The 21121-nt window shown below is 60.1% G+C and carries 19 protein-coding genes; 7 read left to right on the forward strand and 12 right to left on the reverse strand.

Translation table 11 applies throughout. The features are described 5' to 3' along the window. Nucleotides 1-74 precede the first annotated feature (74 nt). Nucleotides 75-1883 (forward strand): ATP-binding cassette domain-containing protein, encoded by a 1809-nt coding sequence (locus FHX76_RS15690; RefSeq protein WP_167152347.1) that lies wholly within the window; start codon nucleotides 75-77, stop codon nucleotides 1881-1883. A 95-nt stretch (nucleotides 1884-1978) separates the two neighbouring features. Here FHX76_RS15690 and FHX76_RS15695 read toward each other — a convergent pair whose 3' ends face one another. The 10 genes from FHX76_RS15695 to FHX76_RS15740 all read right to left on the reverse strand — a co-directional run bounded on the left by FHX76_RS15695 (nucleotide 1979) and on the right by FHX76_RS15740 (nucleotide 12235). Next, nucleotides 1979-3169, reverse strand: a complete 1191-nt coding sequence (locus FHX76_RS15695) for a V-type ATP synthase subunit I domain-containing protein (RefSeq protein WP_167152349.1) — start codon at nucleotides 3167-3169, stop codon at nucleotides 1979-1981. Nucleotides 3170-3328: 159 nt separating this feature from the next. Then, nucleotides 3329-3556, reverse strand: a complete 228-nt coding sequence (locus FHX76_RS15700; protein WP_167152351.1) for a hypothetical protein — start codon at nucleotides 3554-3556, stop codon at nucleotides 3329-3331. After that, nucleotides 3549-4226 carry a DsbA family oxidoreductase gene (locus FHX76_RS15705; protein WP_167152353.1) on the reverse strand — a complete coding sequence of 226 codons (678 nt, stop codon included), beginning with the start codon at nucleotides 4224-4226 and terminating at the stop codon, nucleotides 3549-3551. The genes FHX76_RS15700 and FHX76_RS15705 overlap by 8 nt, the downstream gene beginning before the upstream one ends. 53 nt (nucleotides 4227-4279) lie before the next feature. Continuing rightward, a complete protein-coding gene (locus tag FHX76_RS15710) occupies nucleotides 4280-5506 on the reverse strand; it encodes a YncE family protein (protein ID WP_167152355.1) in 1227 nt (408 codons plus the stop codon). Between the two features lie 58 nt (nucleotides 5507-5564). Then, nucleotides 5565-6506: a 4-(cytidine 5'-diphospho)-2-C-methyl-D-erythritol kinase gene (locus FHX76_RS15715; protein WP_167152357.1), complete on the reverse strand. Its 942-nt coding sequence runs from the start codon at nucleotides 6504-6506 to the stop codon at nucleotides 5565-5567. A 197-nt stretch (nucleotides 6507-6703) separates the two neighbouring features. Next, nucleotides 6704-7729 carry a ketol-acid reductoisomerase gene (gene ilvC / locus FHX76_RS15720; protein WP_167152359.1) on the reverse strand — a complete coding sequence of 342 codons (1026 nt, stop codon included), beginning with the start codon at nucleotides 7727-7729 and terminating at the stop codon, nucleotides 6704-6706. Between the two features lie 66 nt (nucleotides 7730-7795). Next, on the reverse strand, nucleotides 7796-8305 hold the full coding sequence (gene ilvN / locus FHX76_RS15725) for an acetolactate synthase small subunit (protein WP_167152361.1): 510 nt from the start codon (nucleotides 8303-8305) through the stop codon (nucleotides 7796-7798). 3 nt (nucleotides 8306-8308) lie between these two features. Beyond that, nucleotides 8309-10135 carry an acetolactate synthase large subunit gene (locus FHX76_RS15730; RefSeq protein ID WP_167152363.1) on the reverse strand — a complete coding sequence of 609 codons (1827 nt, stop codon included), beginning with the start codon at nucleotides 10133-10135 and terminating at the stop codon, nucleotides 8309-8311. 109 nt (nucleotides 10136-10244) lie between these two features. Next, on the reverse strand, nucleotides 10245-11939 hold the full coding sequence (ilvD, locus tag FHX76_RS15735) for a dihydroxy-acid dehydratase (RefSeq protein WP_167152364.1): 1695 nt from the start codon (nucleotides 11937-11939) through the stop codon (nucleotides 10245-10247). A 53-nt stretch (nucleotides 11940-11992) separates the two neighbouring features. Next, nucleotides 11993-12235: a hypothetical protein gene (locus FHX76_RS15740; RefSeq protein ID WP_167152366.1), complete on the reverse strand. Its 243-nt coding sequence runs from the start codon at nucleotides 12233-12235 to the stop codon at nucleotides 11993-11995. Nucleotides 12236-12401: 166 nt separating this feature from the next. On the opposite strand from FHX76_RS15740, the gene FHX76_RS15745 reads away from it, so the two are divergent. From FHX76_RS15745 to FHX76_RS15760, 4 genes are all read left to right on the forward strand, one after another. Next, nucleotides 12402-12872: a MarR family winged helix-turn-helix transcriptional regulator gene (locus FHX76_RS15745; protein ID WP_341777989.1), complete on the forward strand. Its 471-nt coding sequence runs from the start codon at nucleotides 12402-12404 to the stop codon at nucleotides 12870-12872. A 258-nt stretch (nucleotides 12873-13130) separates the two neighbouring features. Next, on the forward strand, nucleotides 13131-14591 hold the full coding sequence (locus tag FHX76_RS15750; RefSeq protein WP_167152368.1) for a glyceraldehyde-3-phosphate dehydrogenase: 1461 nt from the start codon (nucleotides 13131-13133) through the stop codon (nucleotides 14589-14591). Nucleotides 14592-14723: 132 nt separating this feature from the next. Beyond that, complete coding sequence (locus FHX76_RS15755; protein ID WP_167152370.1) at nucleotides 14724-16010, forward strand: TetR/AcrR family transcriptional regulator; 1287 nt, start codon at nucleotides 14724-14726, stop codon at nucleotides 16008-16010. 54 nt (nucleotides 16011-16064) lie between these two features. After that, nucleotides 16065-17546 carry an SDR family oxidoreductase gene (locus FHX76_RS15760; protein ID WP_167152372.1) on the forward strand — a complete coding sequence of 494 codons (1482 nt, stop codon included), beginning with the start codon at nucleotides 16065-16067 and terminating at the stop codon, nucleotides 17544-17546. Between the two features lie 9 nt (nucleotides 17547-17555). On the opposite strand, the gene otsB is transcribed toward FHX76_RS15760, so the two are convergent. Both otsB and FHX76_RS15770 read right to left on the reverse strand, forming a co-directional pair. Beyond that, nucleotides 17556-18317: a trehalose-phosphatase gene (gene otsB / locus FHX76_RS15765; RefSeq protein WP_167152374.1), complete on the reverse strand. Its 762-nt coding sequence runs from the start codon at nucleotides 18315-18317 to the stop codon at nucleotides 17556-17558. Next, nucleotides 18314-19744 carry an alpha,alpha-trehalose-phosphate synthase (UDP-forming) gene (locus FHX76_RS15770; protein ID WP_386761983.1) on the reverse strand — a complete coding sequence of 477 codons (1431 nt, stop codon included), beginning with the start codon at nucleotides 19742-19744 and terminating at the stop codon, nucleotides 18314-18316. Before FHX76_RS15770 ends, otsB begins: the two co-directional genes overlap by 4 nt. A 185-nt stretch (nucleotides 19745-19929) precedes the next feature. On the opposite strand from FHX76_RS15770, the gene FHX76_RS15775 reads away from it, so the two are divergent. Further along, on the forward strand, nucleotides 19930-20784 hold the full coding sequence (locus FHX76_RS15775) for a sugar phosphate isomerase/epimerase family protein (protein ID WP_167152376.1): 855 nt from the start codon (nucleotides 19930-19932) through the stop codon (nucleotides 20782-20784). 106 nt (nucleotides 20785-20890) lie between these two features. Further along, nucleotides 20891-21100 carry a hypothetical protein gene (locus FHX76_RS15780; protein WP_167152378.1) on the forward strand — a complete coding sequence of 70 codons (210 nt, stop codon included), beginning with the start codon at nucleotides 20891-20893 and terminating at the stop codon, nucleotides 21098-21100. The last annotated feature ends 21 nt before the right edge of the window (nucleotides 21101-21121 follow it).

Here is a 21121-nt window from a genome sequence, read left to right on the forward strand (position 1 = left end):
GGTACTACATCCCTTCCGAACAGGTCGCCGCGCAGTCGGCCCTGACACCCAGGCAAACACGGTAGCCTCTTGGGGTGGCACATCTCTTAGGCGCAGAAAACCTTCATCTCGAGTTCCCGACCCGAGTCATCTTCGATTCCATCACCATTGGGGTGAACGAGGGTGACCGCATCGGCATCGTCGGACGAAACGGCGACGGCAAGTCGACGCTCCTCTCGCTGCTCTCTGGACGGCTCGAACCAGACGCTGGCCGCGTCACCGTTCGCGGCGGCGTCACCATTGGGATGCTCGACCAGACAGACGTCCTCGACCAAGAGATGCTCGTTTCTCAGGCGATTGTTGGTGACCTTGAAGAATACGTGTGGGCGAGCAACCCGATCATTCGCGATGTGATTGATGGCCTTATTCAGGATATTCCGTGGGATGCCGTCATCGGTTCGCTCTCCGGTGGCCAGCGCAGACGCGTCGGCCTCGCCGCACTCCTCGTTGGAGACTGGGACTGCATCTTCCTGGACGAGCCCACAAACCACCTCGACGTCGAGGGCATCACCTGGCTTGCCAATCACCTCAACAACCGCTGGGGCAAGAACGCTGGCGGACTACTCGTGGTGACTCACGACCGCTGGTTCCTCGATGAGGTGTGCAACACCACGTGGGAGGTCCACGATCAGATCATTGAGCCGTTTGAAGGTGGCTACGCTGCCTACATCTTGCAGCGCGTTGAGCGCGACCGCATGGCGGCTGCCTCAGAGTCAAAGCGTCAGAACCTCATGCGCAAAGAGCTCGCGTGGCTCCGCCGCGGTGCCCCTGCCCGCACCGCAAAGCCAAAGTTCCGCATCGAAGCGGCCAACCAACTCATCGAAAACGAGCCTCCGGTTCGCGACAAGATCCAGCTCAGCCAGATGGCTTCTCAGCGCCTTGGAAAAGATGTTGTTGACATCCTTGACGTGAGCGTCAGTTACGGCGAAAAACAGGTGCTCAAAGATATTGAATGGCGGATCGCCCCTGGCGAGCGCACCGGCATCCTTGGCATCAACGGAGCCGGCAAGAGCACCCTGCTCGGACTTGTTACGGGCGATGTGCAGCCGACGACCGGCATCGTCAAGCGAGGCAAAACCATCAAGGTTGCCACGCTCAGTCAGGAGCTCGCTGAGCTCGTTGAGCACGCCAACGACCGGGTGAGTGATGTGGTCGCTCGCAAACGAACGAGCTATGTTTCCGGCGGCAAAGAGATGACTCCGAGCCAGCTGCTTGAGCGACTCGGGTTCACGAGCGCGCAGTTGCAAACCCCGGTCAAGGATCTTTCCGGTGGCCAGCGCCGTCGCCTCCAGCTGCTCCTCATCCTGCTTGATGAGCCCAACGTGCTCGTACTCGACGAGCCGTCAAACGATCTCGACACCGACATGCTAGCGGCGATGGAGGATCTGCTCGATTCGTGGCCGGGAACCTTGCTGGTGGTCTCGCACGACCGGTACCTCATGGAACGCGTCACCGATCAGCAGTACGCCATCCTCGACGGCAAGCTCCGCCATTTGCCCGGTGGCGTTGACCAGTACCTCAAGCTGCGCAAGGCTTCGGATGCTGCGGATACCGGCCCGTCGGCCTCGGCATCCGCCTCAAGCACAACACCAGCGGCAGCCCCGGTTCCAGCGAACCAGTTGAGCGGTGCCGAGCGCCGAAACGCCGAAAAAGAACTCGCCTCAACCGAGCGTAAAATGGCGAAGGCAACCGAGGCGATCAAAGCGACCCACGACCGTCTCGCGGCCCATGACCAGGGCGATTACGAGGGAATTAGCATCATGATGCAGGAAATCACCGCGCTCGAGGCGACGGTCGCGTCGCTTGAGGAGCGATGGTTGGAGCTTTCTGAACTCCTGTCCTGACCGCGTTTCTCGCGCTGAGTCGATGCGCGCTGAGTTGATGCGCTGTGTCGATGCGCTGAGTCAATGCGGCGTGGACGCGTGCAGCTCCACGCGCACTAGCCGAGGTCTGCGAGCCCAACCACGAGGGTTGCCAAGAACAAGACGCCCGTCGCGACAATGCCAAATACCGCTTTGTTCAGCGGCAGCCGCACGCGGTCGCCACCAATGAGGCGGGTAATGATGCCGGCCCCGCACGCCACAAGTGGGATCATGGCCGCAACAATAATCTGGTTTTCAAAGTAATAAATCTGCTCACGCGGCGCTGGCATGATGCCACCAGCTTCGTTGAGGCCATACTTCAGGTAGAACATCCAGACCGGAGAGATGAGCGACACAACCGTGCCGAGCAGGGCCCCGTGTTCGTACTGCCGGATGCGGTAGGCAACACGCGTCTCCTGCGGCATCGGTTCGATGCTGCGGACGTAGTTTCGGAATCCAAGAATAATGAGTACCACCGCGCCGATGAGCAGCGCAAGAAACATGAGCGTCGACGCAAGCGGAGCGATTGTGAAGCCGCCCGAACCGCTCGCGTCGAGGGCACACACGGTGCGTGGTGGCAGGAAGAGGAAGGCCGAGCCTTCACCCGTGCCGGTGAAATCAGCTGGCCTTCTCGTTGAGCAGTACTTTTGTGGATCAACGAACATGCGCACGAGCATGCCGTAGAGCGCCGGCCACATGACAATCCAGAGCGTACTCCATGCGATGGCTGCGGTGCCGAATCTGCCCTGCCCAGCTCTGGGATGCTTGACCGCAAGGTCGCGTGTCCCGGCCTCGGTCAGTCGACGATCGTGCCTGGTTGCCGATGCGGCGGCCGCCTGCTGGTCGGCAGCGGACGACGGACTTTGGCTGGGCATCCCAACGTGTTGGACGCGCTCGGTCGGCGCGGTTCGCGGCTGCTGGGTTGGGACCTGCACCGATTGGGTGGTCGCACGACCAGCCTGCGCGGGAGGTGTTGGTGCTGACCGCCTTGCGCCCATCGGTTCAACAGCGGAGGGCAACTCGGTGGATGCCTTGGCATCAACATCCGCGTTTGGTACGTCGCTCCGGAGCACCTCGCGGCCAACAATGTCGCGGCTGACCACGTCTTTGCGCACAACAATCTCGCTGACGATGTCTCCACTTGCGAGGTCACGGCTCACAACAACTTCGGAAACCACAACTTCGCTGACGACATCGCGACTGACAACCTCGCGACCGGATGCTCCAGCGTGTTGGGAGTCACCCGCAGCGTTGTCTGACTTACTCACGATTGCTCCAGTCTTGCGGCCGGCTAGGCTCAGGGGGAAAGCCAACACGTTCAAGACGCGACGCGTGACCCTAAACCATAAGTTTAGCGGTATTTTGCACCGTCAGCATCTCGTCAGGTAAATTCGACGGACGCACTGACCGACCATGAGGAGTCGGATTCAGATCGAGCACACTCCATCGGCACAGAACCCGGCATCGGCGCTGAGTGATGGGTCGCTGGCCGACGTTGCGCTTTTAGACGCGCTCATCATGCGGATGAGCGGTGTCCCCACTCCGTGAGCGCTCCCGTCAACCTCGACTTGCGCCGAGCCGCCACCGGTCGCTGTCGGAGCGGTGCCGCCCTCGGCTTCGGAGCTCACGTATCCAGAGGCAGCTGAATCAGGCATCCGATGCCTCCCCGATGCTCCCGGAGGCTATCTGCTCAAGCACGCTCTGGAACGCAGCTGGCTCTTGGGCGCCAGAGACCCCATACGCGCCTTCAAACACGAAAAACGGGACTCCGTTGATGCCATAGGCACGAGCCTGGTCAATATCGGCCTGCACGTCGCGCGCAAAGGCGTCGCCTGTGAGGGCGGAACGCACCTCGTCTTGATCAAGGCCAACCTCCGAGGCGAGCGTCACGAGCTCGTCAATGCGACCAACGTGCGTTCCCTCTTCGAAGTACGCCTTGAGCAGGCGCTCCTTCATCTCGCGCTGGAGTCCTTTGCTCTTGGCAAAGTGAAGCAACTCGTGCGCTTTGAGCGTCTTGGTGTGCTGCAACGCATCAAAATCGTAGTTCAGGCCGACGCTGGACGCGATGCCTGTGACGTGGCCGAGCATCTGCTCAACCTGCTCGACGGGCATGCCTTTGTGCTTGGCAAGGAAATCGATTTCGGTGCCGGCAAAGTCAGTTGGCGTATCGGGTGCAAGCTCAAAGCTGTGATACTCGATCTCAACCGGTTTGCTGTGCTCGGAGGAGGCAAAGGCGTCGAGGGCCTCCTCGAAGCGGCGCTTTCCGATGTAGCACCATGGGCACGCAATGTCGGACCAGATATCAACTTTAATTGTGTCAGCCATGCTGAGTGAAACCGGGCGGCACCCGGATTCATTCCCGAGAACGGCATCCCCTGTTATCTGGTGAATGAAGCTGTCGCCTCGGCCGGGAGGGGCACGATTTCCTGCGGCTTGCCCTCTACTACGATCTCGTATGATGCGAGCGTCTCAAGATCAACAACCGTTGCCCCGTCCCACGCGCCGTCCCTTGTATAGCCTCCGCCAAGCACCGCACTGAGCCCCTGCGTTGCTGGGTTGCGCCACTGCGTAACGGTCTCATGTAGTCGTTCAAGCGGCACTATTCGCTCGGTCGAGTCAGCCATTGACCGGATGGTGAGGTTTGGTCCCCCTGATGCCGAACCAAAACTTCCTGTTCCTACCACGAGCAAGGAGCGCGCACCCGTTCGAACGTCTGTTGCGATTGCTGCCCCGTGCTGATGCGAGTTACCGGTCATCTGAGCAACGGTTGTCTCCCCGGTTGCCGGGTTCAGATCAACGAGCGCCTGCCCCTGAACCGGCAGCAGGAGGTGCCCGTCACTATTCACAACGCCGTAGTGGGTCTTTTCCCACGAGGCGAGCCCGCCCTCTTGTCCAAAGGGAGCAACGCTGATCGAACGAGGTTCAAAGGTTGCCGTGTTGATGGCTGTCACGCTGAAGGAGTCGTGGTCAATTGAATAGACCTCTCCCCCGTCGTCTGAGACCACAACGTCAAACGGGCGCAGCCCAACGTCGACACTTGTCATAAAGGTTCCACTCGCGGTGTCAAAGACTTCGAGCGCGGACGGTCCGGTTCCCCTCGTCACGGCAACGTAGACGCGGGAGCCATCTGGGGAGGCCGCGAGACCGAGGCCACCTTCGCGATATTCCCCGTAGCTCAGCGTGGATGCCGGATGCTGATACCCCACCAACGCTGTTCGAGCGCCGGTCACGAGGTCAACAATGGCGAGTCCCTCAGCGGTTGCCACGTAGGCGGTTGTGCCATGGGTATCAATACCCCACGGCGCCTGTCCAACTTCAATGCGCTGCACAACGGCATCCTGCCCCTCACGCAGCGGATCGATGACCGCGATCGCGTTGGACGCCGCGAGCGTCCCAAGCAGCAGAGTTGGTTCCGCTGCCGCGGCTGGACCGCTCTCTCCCTCGTGAGATGGCATCGGGGCAACCATGGTCGGGCCGGCCGTCAAAACCGCTGGGCTGTTGCTCTCAGGGGCGCATCCACCAAGCAGAATACCGGCTGACGCGACGGCGACAACGCCGAGCGCACGCCGCCACAGCTTCCCGCCGGAATCACGCAAAACACCCATGGGGTAACCGTATCGCGCGAACCTGCACCTTTCATTTGAACGGCGCGACGTTGAGGTGCTACACCGCGCCGGGGATGACGCGGGCCCCGTGTACTGGGCTCGTTGCCCGTAGCGCTTGGTAGCCGCGAAGGCTCAGCGCAACCTGCAGCTCAACAGCTGACTCGCCGTCGGCGGCGAGAAAAGCAATCGTTGGGCCGGACCCAGAAACGATGCCGGCGAGGGCACCGCTCTCTTCACCGAGCTCAAGCGTGTCGTAGAGATCTGGCGCCATATGGAGCGCGGCCGCCTGGAGGTCATTATGGATGCAGTCGGCAAGCATCTGTGCGTCACCGGCTCGCAGCGCTTGCAGCACCTGGCTGTCAACAACAGGCTTCACCGGAACCGGCGAAATCGCTCCGGTATGCCGGATGCGGTGCTGGTCGAGCTCCCGATACACCTCGGGCGTGCTCAACCCTTCACTCGCGGGCACGAGCACCCAGTGAAAACTGCCCTTGGCAAGTGCGGGGCTGAGTTCGTCACCTCTGCCAGTGCCTACTGCGGTTCCACCCATGAGAGCGAAGGGCACGTCGGCGCCGAGCTGTGCGGCAAGTCGGTGCAGGTCGTCGCGGCTGACATGGGTGGCCCAAAGGGCGTCACAGGCGACAAGAACTGCAGCCGCGTCTGCGGACCCGCCCCCCATGCCACCGGCGATTGGCACGTTCTTCTCAATGCGGAGATGAACCCCACCTGCATAGCCAGTGTGTTCTGCGAGCAGCTTTGCTGCCTGAATGGCGAGATTGCGCTCGTCAACAACAAGCGCAGAAGTATCAATTGAGCCGCCAAAGACGGCAGAGAACTCATCCGAGTGGGAGGCCCACACATCCTCATAAAGCGAGACGGCCTGGTAGGCAGACGCAACTTCGTGGTAACCGTCATCCATGACGCTACCAACTTTAAAGAATAGATTGAGTTTGCCCGGGGCTCTCACGTGAACCGTGGGGGCAGACGAGGTTGGACTCATATAACCAACCTAACCCATCCGGAGGTGCCCCCAGAGCCAATACTGCACGTATCAGCATTCAATCGATCGGCGCACCCACTTCTGCGCAGCAAAAAACCCAGCCGCTGGGCCATAATGGCCCCGAGCGACTGGGTTTTTTGTGCAATCGTTATTCGGCCTGCCTCATTGCGGAGTCAATGCCGTGTAACCGATTATGACTAGCGTGCGACGCTTCCGTCGGTGTAGTCAGCGTCCTGCTGCTTCCACGCGAAGAGTGCGCGGAGCTCGCGGCCGGTTGCCTCGATGGGGTGAGCCTCGCCCTTGGCGCGAAGCGCCTTGAACTCGGGTCCGCCAGCGTCCTGGTCCTCGATGAAGCGCTTTGCGAAGGCACCCGTCTGGATGTCCTTGAGCACAGCCTGCATGTTCTCCTTGACCGAAGGGTCGATCACGCGAGGGCCGGAGACGTAGTCGCCGTACTCAGCCGTGTCGGAAACGCTCCAGCGCTGCTTGGCGATGCCGCCCTCCCACATGAGGTCAACGATGAGCTTGAGCTCGTGCAGAACCTCGAAGTAGGCGATCTGAGGCTGGTAGCCAGCCTCGGTCAGGGTCTCAAAGCCGTACTGCACGAGCTGCGAAACGCCGCCGCAGAGAACTGCCTGCTCGCCGAACAGGTCGGTCTCGGTCTCTTCGGTGAAGGTCGTCTTGATGCCGCCGGCGCGGAGTCCGCCAATAGCCTTGGCGTAGCTCCATGCGAGGTCCCAGGCGTGACCAGAAGCATCCTTCTCAACGGCAACGATGACGGGAACGCCACGGCCAGCTTCGAACTCGCGGCGCACGGTGTGGCCCGGTCCCTTTGGAGCAACCATGAAGACATCAACACCCTCTGGTGCTTCGATGTATCCAAAACGGATGTTGAAGCCGTGTCCAAAGACAAGGGCCTTTCCGTCGGTGAGCTGGTCCTTGATGGACTCAGCGTAAATGGTGCGCTGGAACTGGTCTGGGGCGAGGATAACGATAACGTCGGCCCATGCAGCCGCGTCGGCTACGTTCTTGACCGTGAAGCCAGCTTCTTCGGCCTTAGCGATCGACTTTGAGCCGTCCTTGAGGCCAACAACGACCTCTACGCCTGAGTCGCGCAGGTTCAGCGCGTGAGCGTGGCCCTGCGAGCCATAACCGATAACGGCAACCTTCTTGCCCTGGATGAGCGACAAGTCTGCGTTGTCGTCGTAGTGAATCTCAGTCACGAGTGTTTCTCCTTGTTGTTGTGGTTTACGAAAAATATAAAACGAATGGATTGAACGCGTCGGCGCTTAGTTCTTGAAGACGCGTTCGGTGATCGACTTTGAGCCTCTGCCAATTGCGAGGAGTCCCGATTGCGCGATCTCCTTGATGCCGTATGGCTCAAGCACGCGAAGGAACGCCTGAATCTTGCCGGAGTCTCCCGTGACCTCGATCACAAGAGCATCGGTCACGACGTCGATGACGCGCGCCCTGAACAGGCTCACGGCCTCAATCACCTGTGAACGCGTTGAGTTATCAACACGAACCTTGATCAGCATGTGCTCGCGCTGCACCGATTGGCCAGGCTCAAGCTCAACAATCTTGATGACATTCACCAGCTTATTGAGCTGCTTGGTCACCTGCTCGAGCGGGAGCGAGTCAACATCAACGACAACCGTGATGCGTGAAAGCCCTTCGATCTCGCTGTGTCCAACTGCGAGCGACTCGATGTTGAAGCCACGTCGGGCAAACAGCCCGGCGACGCGCGTCAGCAGGCCGGGTTTGTCCTCGACAAGGAGGCTCAGAACGTGTGTTGTCATGGTCTATTCCTCCTCGTCCCAGGTTGGGCTGTGATCGCGTGCGTACTGAACGTAGTTGTTGCTGACTCCCTGGGGAACCATAGGCCACACCATCGAATCGGCGCTCACCACGAAGTCAATAACAACGGGGCGATCGTTGGTCTCAAGCGCAAGTTTGATGGCCGCATCAATCTCGTCTTCTTTTTCAACGCGGATGCCGAGGCAGCCGTACGCGTCGGCCATCTTCACGAAGTCGGGAACGCGGATGGTTCCGTGACCGGTGTTGAGGTCGGTGTTTGAGTGGCGTCCGTTGTAGAACAGCGTCTGCCACTGGCGAACCATTCCGAGCGACGAGTTGTTGATGATCGCAACTTTGATCGGGATGTTGTTGATCACGCAGGTCGCGAGCTCTTGGTTGGTCATCTGGAAGCAGCCGTCGCCATCGATCGCCCACACGTGGCGATCCGGCTGGGCAACCTTCGCACCCATTGCGGCGGGAACCGAATAGCCCATCGTTCCTGCTCCACCGGAGTTGAGCCAGGCGTTTGGGCGCTCGTACTTGATGAACTGAGCCGACCACATCTGGTGCTGTCCAACGCCGGCGGCGTAGACACCTTCTGGGCCGGTCAGGGCACCGATACGCTCGATCACGTGCTGCGGGGCAAGGAGCCCATCGGTTGGTGCGGTGTAGCCAAGCGGGAACTTCTCACGCAATTCATTGAGGTAGGCCCACCACTCCGAATAGTCTGGCGTGGTCTCGCGGGCGTGCACCTCGACCGTGTTGGTCAGATCTGCGAGCACTTCGCGTGCGTCGCCAACGATAGGCACATCCGCAACGCGAATCTTGGAGATCTCGGCGGGGTCGATGTCGACGTGCACAACCTTGGCGTGCGGTGCGAAAAGCGCTGCCTTGCCGGTAACGCGGTCGTCAAACCTGGCACCAAGAGCGATGAGGAGGTCGGCCTCCTGCAGTGCGAGCACCGCTGGAACCGTTCCGTGCATTCCTGGCATGCCGAGGTGCTGCTCGTGGGAGTCGGGGAAGGCCCCGCGAGCCATGAGCGTTGTCACAACCGGTGCACCCGTTGCCTCGGCAAGCGCCTTCAGCTCTTCGGATGCTCGGGCGCGAACGATGCCGCCACCAACGTACAGAACAGGCTTTTTCGCCTCAACAATGAGCTGAGCCGCCGCCTGAATCTGCTTGCTGTTTGCCTTGGTCACCGGGCGGTAACCGGGCAGGTCAACCTTGGGGTTCCAGGTGAAGTCGAACTCCTCCTGCTGCGCGTCCTTGGTGATATCAACGAGCACGGGGCCTGGGCGTCCGGTCGAGGCGATGTGGTACGCGGATGCGATGGCGTTAGGGATGTCGGCGGCGCGCGTCACCAGCAGCGAGTGCTTCGTGATGGGCATCGTAATTCCGACGATGTCGGCCTCCTGGAAGGCATCCGTTCCCATGAGCGTAGAAAAGACCTGCCCTGTGATCGCAAGCAGCGGCACAGAGTCCATGTAGGCATCGGCGATGGCCGTCACCAGGTTCGTCGCGCCGGGGCCGGAGGTCGCAATACACACTCCGACCTTTCCGCTCGACGAGGCGTAACCCTCTGCCGCGTGGCCGGCACCTTGCTCGTGGCGCACAAGAATGTGGCGGAGCTTGGTGCTGTCCATCAGTGGGTCGTATACCGGGAGGATGGCCCCACCCGGCAGTCCAAATACGTCAGTGACCCCAAGGTTTTCCAGGCTGCGAACCACGGCCTGTGCGCCGGTGATGCGCTCACCGGTTGGGGCCTGGGCTCCGCGGCCACGTGCCGCGCTGCCTCCTGGGCTGGGGATGACGGGAATCGATTCCGTAGTCATTCGTATAGTTCTTTCGACTGTCTCAAGCGATGTGAATAAAGAGTGAGTGACTTCCGGGCCAACGAACGGTAGCTGCCACGAACAACGTCGTGGCAGCTACCAATAATCGCTAACCGGTTGTGGCGCCCTGAGAGGCGGAACGAACCAGCTTGGAATACTTGGCCAGAACACCGCGAGTGTAGCGCGGGGGAAGAGGAGCCCAGCCTTCTCGGCGGGCTGCAAGCTCGTCAGGGTCAACCAGTAGGTCAAGCGTGCGAGCGGCGATATTAACCCGAATCAGGTCACCATCGCGAACAAAAGCAACTGGACCTGCGTCCACCGCTTCTGGTGCAATATGGCCGATGCAGAGTCCGGTTGTGCCGCCCGAGAATCGACCATCAGTCAAGAGTAGTACATCTTTGCCGAGTCCCGCACCCTTGAGCGCTCCCGTAATGGCGAGCATCTCGCGCATTCCTGGCCCACCCTTTGGCCCTTCGTAACGGATCAGGATGACGTCACCCTTGCTGATCTTGCCCTCGGTGAGCGCATCCATAGCCCCACGCTCGCGCTCAAACACGCGTGCTGGGCCTTCGAAGACATCGAGGTCGAAGCCCGCTGTTTTCACAACGGCACCCTCTGGGGCGAGCGAGCCGTGCAGAACAGCCAGTCCACCGTTTGCGTGGATTGGGTTGTCGAGCGTGCGAATAACCTTGCCATCAACCGGGTCAGGGTTGAGCGCTTCGAGGTTCTCAGCAACCGTCTTACCGGTAACGGTGAGGCAGTCGCCGTGCAGCAGGCCTGCGTCAAGCAGGGCCTTCATCACAACGGGGATGCCACCGTGACGGTCGACGTCGTTCATGACGTACTGCCCAAACGGCTTGAGGTCACCGATGTGTGGAACACGATCAGCGATGCGGTTGAAGTCGTCAAGTGTGAGATCAACTTCTGCCTCGCTCGCGATCGCGAGCAGGTGCAGAACAGCGTTGGTCGAACCGCCAAGAGCCATCACAACCGAGATCGCGTTTTCGAACGCCTTCTTGGTCATGATGTCGCGGGCAGTGATGCCCTTCTTGATGAGGTTCACAACAGCCTCACCCGAGCGGTGTGCGTAGTAGTCGCGGCGGCGGTCTGCGCTTGGCGGAGCGGCAGAGCCGGGAAGGCTCATACCGATTGCCTCAGCAACGGAGGCCATGGTGTTCGCGGTGTACATGCCACCACAGGCCCCCTCACCTGGGGCGATCGCGCATTCAATGCGCTTGAGGTCTTCTTCGCTCATGGTTCCGGCTTTGCAGGCACCAACGGCCTCAAAGGCGTCGATGATGGTCACCTGCTTCTCGGTTCCGTCGCTGAGCTTGACCCAGCCAGGCGCGATGGAGCCGGCGTAGAGAAAGACAGAAGCGAGGTCGAGGCGAGCCGCAGCCATCAGCATTCCGGGGAGCGATTTATCGCAACCGGCAAGCAAGACGGAGCCGTCGAGGCGCTCGGCCATCATGACGGTCTCAACGGAGTCGGCGATAACCTCGCGGGAGACGAGCGAGAAATGCATTCCCTCGTGTCCCATCGAAATACCGTCGGAGACGGAGACGGTGCCAAACTGCAGCGGGTATCCCCCACCGGCGTGCACACCTTCTTTGCAACCCTGGGCGAGACGATCAAGGCTGAGATTGCAGGGCGTAATCTCGTTCCAGGAACTCGCGACGCCAATCTGCGGCTTGTCCCAGTCTTCGTCTCCCATACCGACAGCACGAAGCATCCCACGTGAGGCTGCTTTCTCGATGCCGTCAGTCACTTCACGACTGCGTGGTTTGATATCGATTTCAGGCATGGTACGAGTGTACCGGTGAGCTGATAGCTCACCGGACACTCGTTCCGACACGCCTAATCGATTTTTGAAATTAACCAAAAAGCGATCCACAGCCCGAGGGCGTCAATGAGCACTCCCGCGCCAAACACGATGGCCTCATACCCCTCGGCCGCGAATGCTGAGCCGATCACATAAAAGCCACCAAAGACCAATAAAAACGCGAAAATTAGGCCCAAAACGGTTACGAGCGATGTGGTGCCGCTCGAACGCTCCCCGTTCAAACCTGTTGCTTCACTGGATGATACTTGTGTGCTCACGATGAATATTCCCTCCCAATAACATGCACAAATACTTCAACCATAAACTATACACGCGCGCAAACCTTCCGCTCACACCGTATACTCGCCATCGAAGGTTAAAAACTTTCCTTGGGGGGTGACGGATTTAATCACCCAAAAATTCACACATATTTTGGAGACCACCGTGACAAAAAAAGACGACAATCTTATGGCTCTTGACAAGCAGATTTGCTTTGCCCTGACGGTTGCTTCACGGAGCGTTGTGAGCGCTTACCGCGACGTTCTTGCGCCGCTCGGAATTACCCACCCGCAGTACCTCGTACTGCTCGCACTGTGGGAAAACGAGCCACTTTCGCTCAGCAAGCTCAGCGCGCTGCTTCGCCAGGAAGCCGGCACCCTGTCCCCGCTCGTCAAGCGCCTTGAGCACCAGGGGCTCCTCACGCGCAGCCGCCTTCCTAACGACGAGCGCACACTCTCGATTGCGCTCACCGAGCGTGGCCGCGAAATGCGCAACGAGGCATCAGACATCCCAACAAAGATGGCTGAGCGCCTTGGTATGAGCCACAAGGAAATCGCCGACCTGCACGCCTCGATGATGCGTCTCATCGAGCACACCGCAAACTACGAGGCACAGGCAAAGGCCTCAGCAAAGTAGTTTCAACAACACTCAGTTTGGTTGCCGATTGGCACCAAATCGACGCTCTCGGGTTAGACTGGGAGTTACGGGAACAGCACACGATCGATTGTGAATCGAGTGTGCTTGTTCCCGTTTGTCGTTAACGCCCAGTACACACGCCGAGGGCCCGGAGGTGTGGCCACTACTGGGCGCAAACGATGGCGCAGACCCGCGCCGGGCGCAACAGCGCGCCAATCAACGGCCTCGACGACGAAGCCGCACCACGAAAGGAAGTCAGTGAAACACACATCCGACGCCCACCTGAGCGAGTGGCTCGAACGCCAAGAACTTGCTGAGGCGATGATCCCCCTCGTTGGACACCTGTACCGCGACCACGGAATCGTCACGTCGATTCACGGCCGCAGTCTCGTGAACCAGTCGGCCGTTGACATCCTCAAGGCCCACCGCTTTGCTCGACAGGTCGACGAAGTTGAGCTCGATATCCACGAGACCCTTCCCCTGCTACAGATCGTCAGCGCACTCGCGCCAGGCTCCGCCTCGATCGATCTTGCTGGCCTGCTCACAAGCTACCGCGCTGCAGTCGGCGAAAACGCGTCCGACGCAGCGCTTGAAGAATACTTGCGCGAAACGCTTTCGTCCGTCATCGGCGACAACTGGGCGCCGCTCGGCGAACCAACAGACGTGGTCCTTTACGGCTTTGGCCGCATTGGCCGCCTGCTTGCCCGCATCCTTATCGGCTACTCAGGAGGCGACTACGGGCTCCGCCTTCGCGCCGTTGTTGTGCGCCGAGGCTCTGACAACGACCTCGAAAAACGTGCGAGCCTGCTGCGCCGAGACAGCGTGCACGGGCCATTCGACGGCACCATTTCTGTTGACCACGAATCAAACACTATTGGCGCAAACGGGGTGCTCATCCAGGTCATCTACTCGGACAACCCGGCAACCATCGACTACACCGCATACGGCATCAAAAACGCCATTGTTGTTGATAACACAGGCCGCTGGCGCGATGAAGAGGGGCTCTCGCAGCACCTTAAATCAACTGGCGTTTCGCGAGTCGTCCTGACGGCACCTGGCAAAGGCAGCCTCAAGAACATTGTGCACGGGATCAACCACAACACCATCGGCGAAGACCCAATCATCACGGCGGCGTCATGCACCACCAACGCGATCACGCCGGTACTGAAGGTGCTCAACGATGCATACGGCATTGTCCACGGTCACGTTGAGACAGTTCACTCGTTCACAAACGACCAGAACCTTATCGATAACTTCCACAAGGGAGATCGCCGTGGTCGATCGGCAGCTCTCAATATGGTTATCACGGAAACCGGAGCCGCGAAGGCTGTCGCAAAGGCGCTTCCAGAGCTTGAGGGCAAGCTCACCGGAAACGCCATCCGCGTCCCGACGCCAGACGTCTCGATGGCAATCCTGAATCTCACGCTCGAAAAGGAGACCGACAAGGAATCGGTCAACAGCTATCTGCGCGACATTTCACTCACGTCTCCGCTTCGTAAGCAGATCGACTACATCGACTCACCCGAGGTTGTCTCTACCGACTTCGTTGGCTCGCGCAAAGCTGGCATCGTCGACGGACTCGCGACCATCAGCAACGGAAAAAACCTCGTGCTCTACGTCTGGTACGACAACGAGTTTGGCTACAGCTGCCAAGTGATTCGCGTGCTTGAGGAGATCGGCAGGGTGCATCCACCTGCGTTCCCCCCGCTCGCTGGGTAGCGTCTCATGAGCGAGTCGTTACGTCTGATCGCTGCGAGGGCCACAGCCGGCTAGCCAACGATCTCGCGTGACGACTCGCTTCGCTGTCTCGTCTCAGGCAACGACTCACACCGGCCCCCTAGACTTGGTTGGATGGAGACACAGTCGGGGGCGCAGTCCGCACGTGGCGAAGCAACCCGCCGTGTCATCCGTTCTACGGCAGCCGGACTCTTTGTCGAACAAGGTTTTGGTGCGGTTTCCCTCCGGGACATTGCGGCAAGGGCACAGATCTCGCATCCGGGAATCTTGCGGCACTACGCCTCAAAAGACGAAATTCTCGACGCGGTTGTTGACGAGCTCGAGCGAGAGAACCTCGAGTGGCTCGGCACCACGACCCCGTCGCTCAGCACGATCCCTGCGCTTGCCAGGCGCAACGAGAGCGTTCCCGGCTACGTGTCGCTCTTCACCACCCTTGCCGGGGAGGCAACAAGTTCGCTGCACCCCGCCAATAACAGGTTCACAAACCGGCATCGCGGCGCCATCAACTTTTGGGCGGAGCGGTTTCGATCAGAGCTCGGCGACTCGCAGCAGACCGAGCCATCCTGCGAGTCCGCGCATGACTGCGCGGTACGGCTCGTCGCGGTGTGGGACGGACTCCAGCTGTTGTCGCTCTATCTGCCGAATCGTGTGAGCGTGCCGGAATCGCTCGAACACTATCTCGGCTCGATTGGGGTGGATGCCAGCGGCAGCGTCCAGGCCGCAACCTCGACGGACAATAACGAGATATTTTCCAAACGAGCAACATCACCTCAGCTGGCTCATGAACCCCTCGTCGGGTATGCGCAGGGCAGGGCCCGTCGCAACCAGATCGTGACGGATTCCGCCGTGCTGTTTGCCCAGCGAGGCTTCCATGCCACCAGCCTCGCCGAGATTGCCCAGCGCGTTGGCATCAGCAAATCAACGCTCCTTCACCACTTTGGCAGCAAAGATAGGCTTCTCGCGGCGGTAATCGACCACTGGGACAGCATCACCGGAGAACAGGCCGGTGATACCGGTGACGACGTTACCGACCTTACGACACTGCTCGCACGCTATCCTGACGCCCAACGCGACGCATTAGCGCGGCCAGGACTCATCGAGCTGTACGCGGTGCTCTCCGCAGAGGCATCGTCTCCATCTCACCCGGCGCACGAGTACTTCCGAAACCGATTTGTGTCGGCGATTGGCCGATTCACGGCGCTGTTCTCGGCAGCGATTGCGAGCGGAGATGCTATACCCGGCCTCGATCCGAACGCTGAGGCCATCAGGCTCATCGCGCTGCTCGACGGCCTACAACTGCAATGGCTCTACGAGCATTCCGCAGTTGACCCGACGACACAACTCATTGCCCACGTGACGGCGCTCATGAGCACACCCCTCGGGAACAACAGCCCTCACTAACGCTTGGACAGGCCCCTGGGCGTTGTTCTGCTTGCGAGCGCTTAGAATTGACTGATGACCTCCCACGAATCCCGCCGAATCGACCCAGCCGAGCTTGAGGTCACCCTCCGCGTTCTTGCGGAGCTGAGCGAGATCGATGAAGAAGATCCCGATTTTCTGAAGGTCCGCCACGCGACCGCCAAAATGTTCAAATCAGTCAAGGTGAGCCGTCGCGCGCAGAAGCGCAACCGCATCGCCGAGGCTGACCGCCAGGTTATCGCCGCAACGGCAACGGGCGCGCCGACCCGCATCGATGACGAGACAAAAGGTTCCCAGCTACGCAGCGGGACCGATGCCCCCATCGCCGGCGAACTCCAGGTCGCCCGCCCGTGCTACATCTGCAAGCAGCGCTACACACTCGTTGACGCGTTCTACCACCAGCTCTGCCCAAGCTGCGCCGCGATGAGCCACGAGAAGCGAGACGCCCGCACCGACCTGACTGGCAAGCGCGCGTTGCTGACCGGTGGCCGAGCAAAAATCGGAATGTACATCGCGCTCCGACTGCTTCGCGACGGTGCCCACACAACGATCACGACCCGATTCCCGAAGGATGCCGTCCGCCGGTTTGCGGCGATGCCCGACTCCGCAGATTGGCTGCACAGGCTTCGAATTGTAGGAATCGACCTCCGCGACCCTGCGCAGGTCATATCGCTCGCGGAGTCGGTCGCCGAACAGGGTCCCCTCGACATCCTCATCAACAACGCTGCCCAAACGGTTCGTCGCTCCCCCGGAGCGTATTCACCGTTGGTTGAGGCCGAGCAATCGCCGCTTCCAACGGGCGTTGATCTTCCCGAGATCGTGACGTTCGGCCACACGAACGACGCGCATCCGCTCGCCCTTGAGGCATCGGTCTCCAGCCACCCGATTCTTGCCGCGGCAGCCGCAGCCGGTGCCGGCCCCCTCACCGCACAAGACCTTACCGAGATGGCGCTCACCCCCGGCACCTCGTCGATCGAGCGCCACCGCGATGGAACGGCCATTGATGCTGGCGGCCTCGTACCCGACCAGCTCGACACCAATAGCTGGGTCGCCAACATCGAAGATGTTGATCCGCTCGAACTCCTCGAGGTGCAACTGTGCAACTCAACAGCCCCATTTATCCTGATCAGCAAGCTACGCCCCTCAATGGCCTCAAGCAAGGCGAGACGCACCTATGTCGTCAACGTTTCGGCGATGGAGGGCGTCTTCGGCCGCGGTTACAAGGGCCCTGGGCATCCACACACCAACATGGCAAAGGCCGCGCTCAACATGCTCACGCGCACAAGCGCAAAAGAGATGCTGGCGACCGACGGCATCCTCATGACGAGTGTTGATACCGGATGGATCACCGACGAGCGACCACACCCAACAAAGCTCCGCCTGGCAGAAGAGGGCTTCCACGCTCCTCTCGACCTCGTCGACGGCGCGGCACGGGTCTACGACCCCATCGTGCGCGGCGAGTTAGGCGAAGACGTCTGCGGCGTATTCCTGAAGGACTACAGCGCGAGCCAGTGGTAGTTACCCCCGTTACGACGTCCTGAGGTCGGCAAGGCGGTGCAGGATCTGAGCAACCTCAACGGGCGAAGCGACGCGGTGGTTTGCAGCGGTCTCACCCTCGCCAACTTTGAGCGATATGTCGCCAGGCAGCAGAACAAGAAACGCGTCTTCGTCTGTGACATCATCGCCGGCGAAGAAGACGGAATCCGCGTCGACCTTGGCGCGAAGGTACCGGATGCCCTCGGCTTTTGTCGTGTCCCGAACGGCGAACTCGATAATGTTCTTGCCCCCACGAGTTGTTAACGGGTAGTCAATCTCTGCGACGGCTGCATCCAGCCGCTCGACGGCAATGGCTGCATCCGCCGCGGTCGCGAGCCGGGTATGCACGGCAAAGCCTGCTGGCTTGTCTTCGACCCAAACGCCCTCAACGTCGTGAATCGCGGCACGAAGGAGACCCCCGAGCACTCCAACAACTGCGGCCTCATCGTCGGACAGGCCAAGTCCAGCATCCTCGCCTGGAGACAGTATCTCGGCACCGTGCGAGCCAACAAAGAACACGTTTTCCGGAGCCCCCGAAACCTCAAGGAGCGAGTCTAAAGCGCGCCCAGAAACAAGCGCAACGCTCACACCAGGAGCGGCAGCCAACCGAATAAGTGCCTGCTGGGCCTCTGGCAGGGCGCGGGCCTCTGCGGGGACATCAACCTCCGGGGAAAGCGTGCCATCAAAATCAAGCGCGACCAGCACATTTGGCAACGCGGCAAACCGTTCAAGTTCTGTCTCTAGCGAGGTCATGATTCTGCCCCCTCATTTGCCGCCTCGGCAACAAGGCGTCTGGCATGGGATTCCTCAAGAGCATTCAAAAATGATCGTGACCAGCGAGCAACATCGTATTCGGCGACGCGGCGGCGAAGGGACCGCATCCGTTTCTCCTGCTCCGAAACAGGCATAGTCACGGCCTGCACGATGGCATCTTTGAGACCCTCGATGTCGTGTGGATTGATGAGGAGCGCCTGCTTCAATTCGTCTGACGCGCCCGCAAACTCGCTCAGCACAAGCACGCCCCTTCGATCAAACCGAGTGGCGGCGTATTCCTTTGCAACGAGGTTCATACCGTCACGGAGGGCCGTGACAAGCATCACGTCGGCGGCGAGGTAGAGGGCGGCCATTTCCTCTCGCGGATACCCGTGGTGCAGATAGTGGACCGCGGTATCAGCAATCGACCCAAAGTCGCCGTTGAGTCGACCGACGGTGAGCTCAATTTCGTCTCGCAACTGACGGTAGGTTTCCACGCGCTCACGACTTGGGCTCGCAACCTGCACAAGAGTGGTGTTCTCAACCGAGAGCCTGCCGTCTTCGAGCAGCTCACCGTATGCCTTGAGCCGGTGGCGGATCCCCTTTGTGTAGTCAAGGCGATCGACGCCAAGAATAATGGTCTTCTCTTCGCCAAGCTGCGAGCGGATCTCCTTCGCCCGAGCCTGGACCTCAGGTTGGCGCGCCAACCGTTCGAAGCCAGCACTGTCGATCGAGATAGGGAAACTCTTGGCAACGATTGGCCGGAACGAACCATCGGACTGCGGCTCAAGCACCCTCGCACTCTTCGTTTCGTAGCCGAGTAGTCGACGAACGGAACGCTGAAAGTTACCTGCGTCGGCCGGACGTTGAAATCCGATGACGTCGGCGCCAAGCACACCGTTGATGATCTGTTTGCGCCACGGAAGCTGCGAAAAAATGCCGTAGGCGGGAAACGGGATGTGGTTGAAATAGCCGATCGTCAGGTCAGGGCGGATGCTACGAAGGATGCGAGGCACAAGCTGCAATTGGTAGTCGTGGACCCACACGGTCGCCCCGTTGGCAGAGATGGCGGCTGCTGCCTCGGCAAACCGCTGATTCACGCGCTGATAGGCCACCCACCACTCACGGTGGTACGCGGGCGGCGCAATGACGTCGTGATACAGCGGCCAGATGGTGTCGTTCGAGAATCCCTCATAGAAGTCTTGAACTTCCTCTTCGCTGAGGGCAACAGGATAAATATCAATAGTGCCGTCGGAGAACGGCTCAACGTCCTCATCCGCGACGCCGGGCCACCCAACCCACGCGCCACCCTGCTCACGCATGACGGGCTCCATCGCCGTCACGAGGCCGCCAGGCGATGTCTTCCACTGCGCAGTTCCGTCATCTGCAATCACCCGGTCTACGGGGAGTCGATTCGAAATGCACACAAAACTGTGGCTTGGACTATCCCCAGCAGGCTGGGGCTGAGAGTTCGTCAACGTGCTCTGCCCTTCGTTCGGGTGGCTGCGTTGTGGAACGCGACCACGTTGTGCCACCTTATCAGCCGAGAATTTTGAGCAAATCTTCTGAATGCTCGTCCAATATTCAGATAAGCGGGTTATCGTTAGGCACAATGATTCGACTCGGCCTCAGTACCTCAAGTGTCTATCCGCTCGACCTCGAGAGCGGCTTCCGCCTCGCTCAAGAGGCCGGTTTCGACGGGGTCGAGGTGATGGTTACTCGCGATAAGCGTACGCAGAACATCACGTCGCTCCGTGAGCTCTCCGATCAGTACTCGATGCCCATCCTTTCGGTGCACGCGCCGGTCCTGCTGCTCACACATTTTGTGTGGGGAACCGACCCGCAGGTCAAGCTCGAAAAGACGGCAGAGCTCACGCGCAATCTCGGGGCATCCACCGTTGTGGTGCATCCACCGTTCCGCTGGCAGGCCGAGTACTCAGAGAATTTCCTCGACATTGTGCGCAGCACCAGCGAGACGTACGGCGTTGAAATTGCCGTGGAGAACATGTTCCCGTGGACGGTCAAAGGCAAAAGCGTCAAAGCGTATGCCCCAGGCTGGGACGTCACCGAGTTTGATTGCGAAGCGACAACCCTCGACTTTTCCCACGCAGCGCTCTCCGGTCAAGACTCATTCGAGATCATGACAAAACTCGGCGAACGCCTCCGCCACGTGCACCTGTGCGACGGCTCGGGATCGCTCGACGAGGGAAAGGTCTTTGACGAGCACCTCTTGCCAGGCAGGGGCGGACAACCCGTCTCGAAGGTTTTGCGCGCGCTTGCGATGGGCGGATGGTCTGGCAGCGTCGTGGCCGAGGTTAACACCCGAAAGGCCAAAACACCGGAAGAGCGCCTGAGCATGCTCATCGAAACTCGTGAGTTCGCGCAGCGTCACACGAACATTTCGATGCCACCAAAGCGGCTCCAAAAGGGCATGAAACGCCTCGCGGATCTCCGTCCAGGCGGTTAAGTCGAGCCGTTGCGCTGAGGGGATGTCAACCCCGGCAGTCAGTACGTGCGGCGCACGCCGCGACACGGTAACGTTGACGAGCGAGTACGTCTTACGGAGGAGTCTTATGTCTATCGGAAAATACTTGGTCAACGGCGGCGTTATCGGCTCGATCGTTGGCCTCGCCAGCACCGTCAAGAAGACAAAGCACACCCCAAACGACTGGCGCACGGTTCTGACCTGGGTGATCTGGGCGAGCACCCTCGCAATCGCAATCGGCTCTGTTGCCCTTCGCGATCAGGATCGCGCATACGAGGAACTGCATAAAAACGACTAACCGCGCTCATTCCGCGCCGCT

The organism is Lysinibacter cavernae (genome assembly GCF_011758565.1).
GTDB lineage: Bacteria > Actinomycetota > Actinomycetes > Actinomycetales > Microbacteriaceae > Lysinibacter > Lysinibacter cavernae.